The following is an 11,771-nucleotide window of genomic DNA, read 5'->3' on the forward strand; positions in this document are numbered from 1 at the left end:
CCCCATGCACCAACTGCAGCGCGACGAGGCGCAGACCCGAGCCCGACTCATCGACGTCCACCACTACGCCGTCGAACTCGATCTCACCCGGGGTGACGAGACCTTCGGCTCCCGCACGGTCATCCACTTCACCGCCCGGGCCGGCGGCGACACCTTCGTCGAGCTCAAGCCCGCCGCGCTGCACACCGCCACCCTCGACGGCCGGCCCCTCGACCCCGCGGCACTCGACGGCAACCGCCTCCCGCTCACCGGCCTCACCCCCGGCGACCACGAACTGCGCCTCGACGCCACCATGCGCTACTCCCGCACCGGCGAGGGCATGCACCGCTTCACCGACCCCGTCGACGACGAGACCTACGTCTACACCCAGCTGTTCATGGAGGACGTCCAGCGGGTCTTCGCCGCCTTCGACCAGCCCGACCTCAAAGCCGTCTTCGCGCTGACCGTCACCGCCCCCGACGGCTGGAGCGTCCTCGCCAACGGCCTCACCGAGCACCTCGGCGGCGGCCGCTGGCAGGCCGCCCCCACCCCCCTCATCTCCACCTACCTCGTCGCCGTCGCCGCCGGCCCCTGGCACTCCGTCCGCACCGAACACGCCGGACTGCCCTTCGGCCTGCACTGCCGCCGCTCCCTCGCCCCGCACCTCGACGCCGACGCCGAGGAACTCCTCGACCTCACCCGCCGCTGCTTCGACCGCTACCACGAGATCTTCGAGGAGCCCTACCCCTTCGACTCCTACGACCAGGCGTTCGTCCCCGAGTTCAACGCCGGCGCCATGGAGAACCCCGGCCTGGTCACCTTCCGCGACGAATTCGTCTACCGCTCCGCCGTCACCGACACCGAACGCCAGACCCGCGGCATGGTCATCGCCCACGAAATGGCCCACATGTGGTTCGGCGACCTCGTCACCCTCCAGTGGTGGGACGACATCTGGCTCAACGAGTCCTTCGCCGAATACATGGGCTACCAGGTCCTGTCCGAAGCCACCCGCTTCACCGACACCTGGACCGACTTCGCCGTCGCCCGCAAGGGCTGGGGCTACGACGCCGACCAGCGCCCCTCCACCCACCCCGTCGCCCCCGCCCCCGCCGACGTCCCCGACACCGCCGCGGCGCTCCTCAACTTCGACGGCATCTCCTACGCCAAGGGCGCCTCCGCCCTGCGCCAGCTCGTCACCTGGCTCGGCGAGAAGGACTTCCTCACCGGCATCAACACCCACTTCACCCGCCACAAGTTCGGCAACGCCACCCTCGCCGACTTCCTCGACTCGCTCGCCCACCACACCGACCGCGACGTCCACGCCTGGGCCGACGCCTGGCTGCGCACCACCGGCGTCGACACCCTCACCCCCACCGTCACCGACGGCCCCGACGGCTGGTCCCTCACCGTCGACCGCACCGGCAGCCGCCCCCACCGCATCGCCGTCGGCCTCTACGACCGCGACCCCGCCGCCGGCCACCCCCTCGTCCGGCGCGAACGCCTCGACGTCGACGTCCCCACCGACGGCACCGCCCGCACCTTCCGCGGCCCCCGCCCCGCCCTGATCGTCCCCAACGACCAGGACCTCACCTACGCCAAGATCCGCCTCGACCCCGCCTCCGCACAGGCCGCCCTGCGCGACCTGTCCGCCCTGCCCGACCCGCTCACCCGCGCCGTGGTGTGGAACACCCTGCGCGACATGGTCCGCGACGGCGAACTGCCGCCCACCGCCTACCTCGACGCCGCCCGCACCCACCTCCCGCACGAGACCGACCTCGCCCTCGTCCAGGGCGTCCTCGCCTTCGCCCGCACCCAGATCGCCGACCGCTACCTCCCCACCACCACGCTCCCGCCCCGACCGGAGCAGGCCGCCACCCCCACCGACCGCCACACCGCCCTCGGCACCCTCACCTCCCTCAGCCGGGAGATACTCCGCCGCACCGAAGGCCCCGAGAACGGCACCGGCGCCGGACTGCGGCTCACCGCCGTACGCACCTTCATCGACAGCGCCACCACCCCCGAAGGCATCCAGGACTGGCTCGACGACGGCAGCGTCCCCGGCGGCCCGCACCTCGACCCCGAACTGCGCTGGCGCATCCTCGGCCGGCTCGCCACCCTCGGCGCCGCCCCCACCGCCGCACTCCACACGGCCATCGACGCCGAACTCGCCCGCGACCCCAGCGCCACCGGCCGCGAAGGCGCCGCCCGCTGCCGCGCCGCCCTCCCCGACGCCGACGCCAAGGAAGCCGCCTGGGAGGCCCTCTTCCGCACCGACGAACGAACCGCCCTGTCCAACTACCTCTTCACCGCCACCGCCACCGGCTTCTGGGCACCCGAACACCACGACCTGCTGCGGCCCTACGTCGCCCGCTACTTCACCGACGTCCCCGCCCTCGCCGCCGCCCGCGGCCCCGCCCTCGCCGAGGCCGCCGGCCGCCACGCCTTCCCCGCCACCTTCGTCGACGAGGAAACCCTCCGCCTCGGCGAGACCTGCCTCGCCGAGAGCGACCCCACCCCCGCCCTGCGCCGCAAGCTCGTCGACCAACTCGACGACCTGCGGCGGGCCCTGAAGGTACGCACCGCGGCCGCCGGCGCACCTCCGACCACCCGGTGACCCCACGGGTGCCGCCGGCCGCGCAACCGGCGGCACCCGAACACCTGCGGTACACCCGTACCACCTTCGGGTGGTATGACCGCCAGCAGTGGAGACGCAGCGTACAGGGAAAGTAACTTAGGGCTGCCTAACATCCCGTCCGCGGGGCCCCGCACCGGGCCACCCCCGCAGGCGCGGCCCCCAACTCCCTGACAGAAGAGCACACCGATGTCTGCGCCCCCTGCCGGCACCGCCCTCGCAGGCGGCACCAACGGCCCCCGCGCACTGCGCCCCCTCCTCGACACCGTCCTCGACGCCCTCACCACCGGCGCCGAGGACCGCGCCGGCCCCCTCCCGCCCGGCGGCCCCGACGCCGTCACCCGCACCGTGCACGACGCCTGCCACCCCCTGCTCCCCGAGCACGGCACCGGCCCGCACGCCGCGCTGCGCACCCTCGTCCACACCCTCGCCGCCGGCTCCGCCGACCCCGCCGACCCGCACTGCGCCGCCCACCTGCACTGCCCGCCACTGGCCCTGGCCACCGCCGCCGACCTCGCCGCCGGCGCCCTCAACCCCTCCATGGACTCCTGGGACCAGGCCCCCGCCGCCTCCGCCCTCGAAACCCTCACCAGCCGCGCCCTCGCCGCGCTCGTCTACCCCCGGGCCGCCGCCCCCGACGCCCTCGTCACCACCGGCGGCACCGAATCCAACCAACTCGGCATCCTCCTCGCCCGCGAGGCCGCCACCGCCCACCGCCCCACGGCCGGCCCCCTCCAGATCGTCTGCGGCGCCAACGCCCACCACTCCCTCCACCGCTCCGCCTGGCTCCTCGGCCTCCCCGAACCCCTCACCCTCCCCACCCCCGACGGCATCCTCACCCCCGACACCGTCCACACCTGCCTGGCCAACCTCACCGGCCACCCCGGACCCGCAAGCCCGGTCCTGCTCACCGCCACCGCAGGCACCACCGACTCCGGCGCCATCGACCCACTGCCCGCCCTCGCCGACGTCGCCGCCCACCACGGCGCCCGCTTCCACATCGACGCCGCCTACGGCGGCCCCCTCCTCTTCAGCGACACCCACCGCACCGCCCTCAACGGCCTCGACCGCGCCCACACCGTCGCCCTCGACCTGCACAAACTCGGCTGGCAACCGGTCGCCGCCGGCCTCCTCGCGGTACCCGACCCCGCGACCCTCACCCCCCTCGCCCACCAGGCCGACTACCTCAACGCCGACGACGACACCGAAGCCGGCCTCCCCGACCTCCTCAGCCGCTCACTGCGCACCACCCGCCGCCCCGACATCCTCAAAATCGCCGTCACCCTCAAAGCCCTCGGCCGCCGCGGCCTCGGCGACCTCATCGACCGCACCCTCGCCGCCGCCCAGACCCTCGCCGACCTCATCGACGCCCACCCCCGCTACGAACTCCACTCCCGCCCCGCCCTCAGCACCGTCCTCTTCCGGCCCACCGGCGCCGACGACACCACCCTCGCCACCATCCGCCGCACCCTCCTCACCGACGGCCGAGCCGTCCTCGGCCGCGCCACCACCCCCACCGGCCTCTGGCTCAAAGCCACCCTCCTCAACCCCCACACCCAACCCGGAGACCTCACCACCCTCCTCAAACTCGTGGAAGGCCACATCCCCCGATGAGCACCTCCGACACACCCGCCGCCCCCACCACCCCCGACGAACCCCTCGACCTCGCCGGCATCGGCATCGGCCCCTTCAACCTCTCCCTCGCCGCCCTCGCCCACCCCCTCACCCAGCTGCGCTGCGCCTTCTACGACCAGCGCCCCGCCTTCCACTGGCACCCCGGCCTCCTCATCGACGGCGCCACCCTCCAAGTCCCCTTCCTCGCCGACCTCGTCACCCTCGCCGACCCCGCCAACCCCTGGAGCTTCCTCAACTACCTCAAAACCCGCGAACGCCTCTTCCCCTTCTACTTCGCCGAGCGCTTCCACATCCACCGCGCCGAATACGACGCCTACTGCCGCTGGGTCAGCGAAAACCTCCCCGCCCTCCACTTCGGCCACCAGATCGACGCCGTCCGCTGGAACCCCGAACGCGACGCCTTCGAAATCGACTTCACCCACCTCGCCCCCGACGGCGAAGCACAAGCCCTCGGCCGCACCCACGCCCGCAACCTCGTCCTCGGCATCGGCACCACCCCCCACATCCCCGTCCCGCTCCGCCCCCTCGCCGACGCCCCCACCGTCCCCGTCATCCACTCCGCCGACTACCTCGACCACCGCGACACCCTGCTCGCCGCCGACCACCTCACCGTCATCGGCGCCGGCCAGTCAGGCGCCGAAATCTTCCTCGACCAGCTCCGCAACCGCCCCACCGGCCGCGAACAACTCCACTGGCTCGCCCGCACCCCCGCCTTCGCCCCCATGGAATACAGCAAGCTCGGCCTCGAACACTTCACCCCCGACTACACCCGCTACTTCCACGGCCTCCCCGAACGCGTCCGCGACGCACTCGTCCCCGGCCAATGGCAGCTCCACAAAGGCATCGACCACGACACCCTCGCCGCCATCCACGACGAGCTCTACCGCCGCACCCTCCACGGCGGCTGGCCCGACGCCACCCTCACCCCCGGCGTCTCCGTACGCACCGCCGGCCGCGTCGGCACCACCAAAGTCGAACTCCACCTCGACCACACCCAGCAAGGCAGCCGCTCCCGCCTCACCACCGACGCCGTCGTCCTCGCCACCGGCTACCGCGAACGCCGCCTGGACACCCTCCTCGCCGCCCTCGACCCCTACATCCGCCGCGACGCCGCCGAACGCCCCCGCATCGACCCCCACCACCGCGTCGTCCTCGACCCCACCGTCACCGGCTCCCTCTACGTCCAGAACGCCGAAACCCACACCCACGGCGTCGGCGCCCCCGACCTCGGCCTCGCCGCCTGGCGCAGCGCCACCATCCTCAACTCCCTCACCGGCAACACCCCCTACCCCCTCCCCGAACGCACCGCCTTCACCACCTTCGGCCTCCCCCAACCCGCCACCCCCACCGCCACCACCCCGCACCCCCGCTCCACCCTCGTCCCACGCCACTGACACCCGCCGACGCGGCGGCGCCCCCGGCACCGCCGCGCCCCACACCCGCCTCAGAACACCGGCACCCCGTCCCGCGTCAACCGCCAGTCCACCGAAGCGAACACCGACCCGTCGATCACCTTCGCCTCCTGAACCCAACCGATGATCAAATTCCGGATCTCGTCCGACGTCGACCACACCTGCTCCGCCGCCGCCACATGCGGAAAATTCCCCCCACCACTCGCCCGGTAATTGTTCACCGCCAACACGAAACGCGCCGCATCCGCCACCGGCTTCCCCTCGAACAGCAACTTCCCGATCCGCTGCCCCGCCGGCTTCGCGATATCGATCTCGTACGAGACCCCGCACACCACGTCATAGTTGTAATCCGGCGTCCCGTCCGCATTCGTGATCGCCGACGGATCCACCGGCCCCCCGGCCGCCGTCCGCACGTAATACCGCGCCGAGAACTCCAGATAATCCCGCAACTGCGCCCCGGTCAGCACCCGGGCCTCCAACGTGTTGTCGAACGGATACAGCGCAGCCATCGACCGGATCGTCACATCCCCCTCCGGCACCCGCGCCGTACGCGAAAAACACGACGCCTGCGACAACACCGGCAACGACGCGTACGCCGACCCCGCCAACGCCTTGCGCACCACCTCGGCCTGCACGAACGCGATGAAGTCCAGAATCGCCGTGTCCTTCACCGGCGCCGCCTCCGCCGTCATCTCCGCCTTCGACCGGCCGATCACCCGGTTCACATACGCCACGACCTTCCGGTGCTCATCCCGCAGCATGCCGGTGATCCGCGCATCCTCCGCCACCGCATTCGAATTCAACACCCGCGAACCGACCGACCCCACCTCCCAACGGCCACCCCGCCACTCCACCACCACATCGAAAAGCGTCAGCCGCTGCCCCCACTTCAACGGCTCCGACAACACCACCTCACGACCGGTCTCCGCATTCACCACCCGCCGCTCCGGAATCTCCACATGCGCATGCCCCACCAAAATCGCATCGATCCCCGGCACCCGCTCCGCCACCAGCGCCGCCGCATTCTCCACATACGGCAACTGATCCCCGTACGACGACGTACCACTGGCCCCCGAATGCGCCGCCACGACCACCACGTCCGCACCCATCGACCGCAGCCTCGGCACCCACTTCGCCGCCTGCTCCACCAGCCCGGGAAACGCCAGCTTCCCCTGCACATGCGCCTTGTCCCAGATCGCGATACCCGGGTTCGTCAGCCCCAGCACCGCCACCGTCACCACCCGCCCCCGCGGTGAACGCAACCGCTTCAGCACATACGGCCGGAACGCCGGACGCAACGACCTGGCATCCACCGCGTTCGCCCCCAGCAGCGGAAAATCACAGCTCTCCTCGAACTTCCGCAGCACCGGAATCCCGTAATTGAACTCGTGATTCCCCAGCGCCGCCGCGTCATAGCCGATCGCATTCATCGCCCGCGCCATCGGATGCACCGGCCCGCCCGGATCCGTGATCGGATCGACCTTCGCGTAGTAATACGCCAGTTGCGTGCCCTGAATGGTGTCGCCCGCATCGATCAGCAGCGTGTTGTGCCGGCCCTTCTCCCGCCGCACCCGCGACACCAGCGTCGAAATCTTCGCCAGCCCCACGTCATTGTGATCCCGGTCGTCGAACTCGGCGTCCGTCGCGTAGTCCCAGTTGAAGACGTTGCCGTGCAGATCCGTCGTCCCCATCACCGTGAACGCGTACCGCTCCGCCCCGTGACCGCACCCGGGCCGCTCCGCCGCCTCGGCCGCCGGCACCCCGCCGGCCCCCGCGAGCGCCACCCCCGCTCCCGTCACCACAGAACCCTCCAGGAACTTCCTACGGTCGAGCGACATGCCAACTCCCTTGAACCGACACGGAAAAGCCTCACCGCACACCCGCGGCAACGCGCGTAGATTCTGGCCCAGCACGCCCGCCCGCAACACCCCCACCACCCCGGCCACCCGAACTCCCACCCCACCGCCCCCCGATATGCAACCCTTCGCCCACCCACACCCCGAGGAGCCACCCATGACCGACCCCACCCACGACGCACCCATCGAAGACACCCCCATCGACCCCACCCCCACCGTCACACCCGCCCCGCTGCCCTACGGCACCCCCGACGCGCCCCGCCTCGCCGTACGCGGCGAAGCCCGCCTCGAAGTCGACCCCGAGATCGCCCGCATCACCGTCACCATCAGCGCCCGCGGCACCGACCGCACAGCCGCCCTCACCGACCTCACCCGCCGCAACGAACAAGCCCTCACCCTCCTCAAGAGCTACGGCGACGCCCTCGAAAAACTCGAAACCGGCGCCTTCAGCCTCACCCCCGAACTCACCGACAAAGGCCGCCACGAACGCATCCGCGCCTACCACGGACGCGTCAGCCACACCGCCACCCTCAACGACTTCACCACCCTCGGCGAACTCACCACCCGCCTCGCCGACCTCGACCTCACCCGCGTCGACGGCCCCTGGTGGGCCCTGCGCCCCGACTCACCCGCCCACCGGGCCGCCCGCACCCAAGCCGTCCACGAAGCCGTCCAGCGCGCCCGCGAATACGCCGAGGCCCTCGGCGCCCGCCTCGACGCCGTCCTGGAAATCGCCGACCTCGGCGCCGAGAACACCGCCCCCGCCGCCGGCCCCGCCATGCGCTCCTTCGCCGGCTACGGCGGCGCCCCCGTCCAGGAATCCGCTCCCGCCCTCGACCTCGAACCCCAGCGCCAGACCGTCTACGCCAACGTCAATGCGCGCTTTACGATGACCCGTCCCGCACTGTGAGATCCCGGCCCGCGAAGATGAAATTCCGCTCATCGGAGCGGGTCCCCGCGCATTCCATTACTTGTCAACAGCCTTTCACCAAGCGCTCGTTGAGCAGTCACTTCTTCACAGTTCCCTACCGCCCGGTAAGTCATAGGGTCGAAACATGCGCCGAGCAAAGATCGTCTGCACACTGGGACCCGCCACCGACTCGTACGAGCAGATCAAAGCCCTCGTCGAAGCCGGAATGGACATCGCCCGCTTCAACCTCAGCCACGGCACCTACGCCGATCACGAAGCGCGGTTCGACCGGGTCCGCAAAGCCTCCGAAGAAACCCGCCGCAGCGTCGGCATCCTCGCCGACCTTCAAGGCCCGAAGATCCGCCTCGGCCGATTCCGCGAAGGCCCGGTACTTCTCGAACGCGACGACGAGTTCACCATCACCGTCGAACCGTCCGTCGAAGGCGACCGCCACCTCTGCGGCACCACCTACCCGGGCCTCGCCGCCGACGTCACCACCGGCGAACGCATCCTCGTCGACGACGGCAAGGTGACCCTGGAGGTCACCGGCGTCGACGGCCCCCGCGTCCGCACCAAGGTCATCGAAGGCGGCATGGTCTCCGACCACAAGGGCCTCAACCTCCCCGGCGTCGCCGTCTCCGTCCCCGCCCTCTCCGACAAGGACGAGGACGACCTCCGCTGGGCCCTGCGCTACGGCGCCGACATCATCGCCCTGTCCTTCGTCCGCAGCGGCCGCGACATCGAGGACGTCCACCGCATCATGCGCGAGGAGGACCGCTTCCTCCCCGTCATCGCCAAGGTCGAAAAGCCCCAGGCGGTCGACAACATCGACGACATCGTCGCCGCCTTCGACGGCATCATGGTCGCCCGCGGCGACCTCGGCGTCGAAATGCCCCTCGAAACCGTCCCGATCGTCCAGAAGCGCGCCGTCAAACTCGCCAAGCGCAACGCCAAACCGGTCATCGTCGCCACCCAGATGCTCGACTCGATGATCGACAACTCCCGCCCCACCCGCGCCGAAGCCTCCGACGTCGCCAACGCCGTCATCGACGGCACCGACGCCGTGATGCTCTCCGGCGAGACCAGCGTCGGCAAATACCCCACCGAAACCGTCAAGACGATGAGCCGCATCGTCGAGGCGGCCGAGGAAGACATCCTCGCCAAGGGCCTCCCGCCGCTCACCGAGACCAGCAAGCCCCGCACCCAGGGCGGCGCCGTCGCCCGCGCCGCCGCCGAAATGGGCGACTTCCTCGGCGCCAAGTTCCTCGTCGCCTTCACCCAGTCCGGCGACACCGTCCGCCGCCTCTCCCGCTACCGCTCACCCATCCCGCTGCTCGCCTTCACCCCCGACACCGCCACCCGCTCCCAGCTCAACGTCAGCTGGGGCGTGGAGACCTTCCTCGGCCCCACCGTCAACTCCACCGACGAGATGGTCGCCCAGGTCGACGAGCAGCTGCTGAGGATCGGCCGCTGCCAGAAGGGCGACGTCGTCATCATCACCGCCGGCTCCCCGCCCGGGGTCCCCGGCTCCACCAACCTCGTCCGCGTCCACCACATCGGCAAATCCGACACCACCGACTAGCTCCACCCGCACAAGATCCTGCTGGGCCGAGGTACCTGACTGCCGTCCCTGTCAGTACTTCGGCCCGATGTGTTGATCCATGAGCGCGACGGACGCTCTGCGGGCGACCGAGATGTTGAACGGGTCGCGCCCCCGCGCCAGCTCGGTCCACTCGACGCCGACCTTGGTGAGGGTCTCCGAGAAGAGCCGCCGGATGTCATCCGACTTGTTGGTGAAGAAGTACCGCGGGTACTCGTACCGTTTGCGTTTGCCGCCGACCGCCCTGGTCGTCCAGTTGGTGACCCGGCAGCCGTCGGAGTGGATGAGTCCGCGGATGAATTCCCAGGGATGCGCGTCCACGATCTGCTGCTGCCAGGGTTCGAGGGCGATGGTCCGCTCGTGCTTCCTGCCTTTGCCGTGCTGCGGGAACAGGCACCATAAGTGCTTCGAGTAGACCTTCACGTTGTGGCAGCCGGTCCTGCGCACCCGGCACACGGAGTTGTCGGGGAAAACCGCGCGCATCGCCGCTTCACAGGCGTCCATGAGGCCCGGCCAGTCGTCACCGCACGCGATCATGAGACTCGGTACCCGGTGCGTCGAGTACTGGATGATGTGGCCGTCGCCGAGGTAGAGGGCCAGGAGGTAGGAGTACGCCGCCCGGTCGAGGTCGCGGCCGTCGCAGCGTGGGCATTTCGGGTCGTGCGCGCCCGGACACTCTCCGCGTGCGGCGCGGTCCAGGTGTCGCCAGTAGCCGATGGTGCCGACGGGGACGCCCAGCGCGCGGGCCACCTCCGCGTTCCTTGCTCCCGCGCGGAGCCGGGCGAGCGCCTCGTGCCGTACGTCTGTGCCGTGGAAGTAGCTCATGACATCACTCTGCGTGACGGAATGTAGGCGCAGAGTAAAAGTCGCGGATAATTCACGAGAACGCGGAATTCCGCTTTTTCAGAGGTGCCGGGTGCGGGACTCGAACCCGCAAGCCCTCTCGGGCAGATGTGTTTGAGACATCCGTGTATGCCATTCCACCAACCCGGCCGGTTGGCCAGAGACACCATACCGTGTGCGTCACCACAGCCGCCTCTAGGTAGGCTGCAATGGCACCACCTGCCTGGAACGAGGAGACCCGTGAGCGCCGCCGAGCCCGAGCCGCCCGTCGCCGATGACGATCAGTCGCACGTCCCGCCGCTGACCACGCGCGTCGTGATCGCCGAGGACGAGGCCCTCATCCGTCTCGACCTCAAAGAGATGCTGGAGGAAGAGGGCTACACCGTCGTCGGCGAGGCCGGGGACGGGCAGACCGCCGTGGACCTGGCCCGGGAGCACCGCCCCGACCTGGTGATCCTGGACGTCAAGATGCCGGTTCTGGACGGCATCTCGGCGGCCGAGAAGATCGCCGAGGAGAGCATCGCGCCGGTGCTGATGCTGACCGCGTTCTCGCAGCGCGAGCTGGTGGAACGGGCCCGGGACGCGGGCGCGATGGCGTACCTGGTGAAGCCGTTCTCGAAGAGCGACGTCGTGCCGGCGATCGAGATGGCGGTGAGCCGGTTCACCGAGCTGAAGACGCTGGAGAAGGAGGTCGCCGACCTCACCCAGCGGCTGGAGACGCGGAAGCTGGTCGACCGCGCGAAGAGCATTCTGCAGACGCAGTACGGCCTGACGGAGCCGGCCGCCTTCCGGTGGATCCAGAAGACGTCGATGGACCGCCGGCTGTCGATGCAGCAGGTGGCCGAGGCGGTCATCGAGGACGCCGAGGAGAAGAAGCAGCAGAAGAAGGACTAGCGCGCTGCCT

General features: G+C 70.4%; 8 protein-coding genes and 1 tRNA gene. 6 read left to right on the top strand and 3 right to left on the bottom strand.

Going from position 1 to position 11,771, the window contains the following annotated elements:
* Positions 1–4 precede the first annotated feature (4 nt).
* The 3 genes from pepN to SL103_RS09250 all read left to right on the top strand — a co-directional run bounded on the left by pepN (position 5) and on the right by SL103_RS09250 (position 5,640).
* Positions 5–2,593: an aminopeptidase N gene (pepN, locus tag SL103_RS09240; protein ID WP_069568248.1), complete on the top strand. Its 2,589-nt coding sequence runs from the start codon at positions 5–7 to the stop codon at positions 2,591–2,593.
* Positions 2,594–2,800: 207 nt separating this feature from the next.
* Positions 2,801–4,225, top strand: coding sequence for a pyridoxal phosphate-dependent decarboxylase family protein (locus SL103_RS09245; protein WP_069568249.1), 1,425 nt, complete (start codon positions 2,801–2,803; stop codon positions 4,223–4,225).
* Positions 4,222–5,640, top strand: a complete 1,419-nt coding sequence (locus tag SL103_RS09250) for a lysine N(6)-hydroxylase/L-ornithine N(5)-oxygenase family protein (RefSeq protein WP_069568250.1) — start codon at positions 4,222–4,224, stop codon at positions 5,638–5,640. The genes SL103_RS09245 and SL103_RS09250 overlap by 4 nt, the downstream gene beginning before the upstream one ends.
* A gap of 50 nt (positions 5,641–5,690) precedes the next feature.
* On the opposite strand, the gene SL103_RS09255 is transcribed toward SL103_RS09250, so the two are convergent.
* Positions 5,691–7,496 (bottom strand): bifunctional metallophosphatase/5'-nucleotidase, encoded by a 1,806-nt coding sequence (locus SL103_RS09255; protein ID WP_069568251.1) that lies wholly within the window; start codon positions 7,494–7,496, stop codon positions 5,691–5,693.
* A gap of 175 nt (positions 7,497–7,671) precedes the next feature.
* Here SL103_RS09255 and SL103_RS09260 point away from each other — a divergent pair, with 175 nt between their 5' ends.
* Both SL103_RS09260 and pyk read left to right on the top strand, forming a co-directional pair.
* Positions 7,672–8,424 carry an SIMPL domain-containing protein gene (locus tag SL103_RS09260; protein WP_069568252.1) on the top strand — a complete coding sequence of 251 codons (753 nt, stop codon included), beginning with the start codon at positions 7,672–7,674 and terminating at the stop codon, positions 8,422–8,424.
* A 145-nt stretch (positions 8,425–8,569) separates the two neighbouring features.
* A complete protein-coding gene (pyk, locus tag SL103_RS09265; protein WP_069568253.1) occupies positions 8,570–10,006 on the top strand; it encodes a pyruvate kinase in 1,437 nt (478 codons plus the stop codon).
* 51 nt (positions 10,007–10,057) lie between these two features.
* On the opposite strand, the gene SL103_RS09270 is transcribed toward pyk, so the two are convergent.
* The gene (locus tag SL103_RS09270) at positions 10,058–10,849 is read right to left on the bottom strand and encodes a hypothetical protein (protein WP_069568254.1); all 792 of its coding nucleotides are present in this window, start codon (positions 10,847–10,849) and stop codon (positions 10,058–10,060) included.
* Positions 10,850–10,934: 85 nt separating this feature from the next.
* A tRNA-Leu gene (locus tag SL103_RS09275) sits at positions 10,935–11,017 on the bottom strand.
* 90 nt (positions 11,018–11,107) lie between these two features.
* Between SL103_RS09275 and SL103_RS09280 the strand changes: the two genes are divergently transcribed.
* Entirely contained in the window at positions 11,108–11,761 is a 654-nt protein-coding gene (locus tag SL103_RS09280) for an ANTAR domain-containing response regulator (protein WP_069568255.1), read from the top strand.
* Positions 11,762–11,771 lie beyond the last annotated feature (10 nt).

This window comes from Streptomyces lydicus (assembly GCF_001729485.1).
In the GTDB taxonomy this organism is placed as follows: Bacteria; Actinomycetota; Actinomycetes; order Streptomycetales; family Streptomycetaceae; genus Streptomyces; species Streptomyces lydicus_D.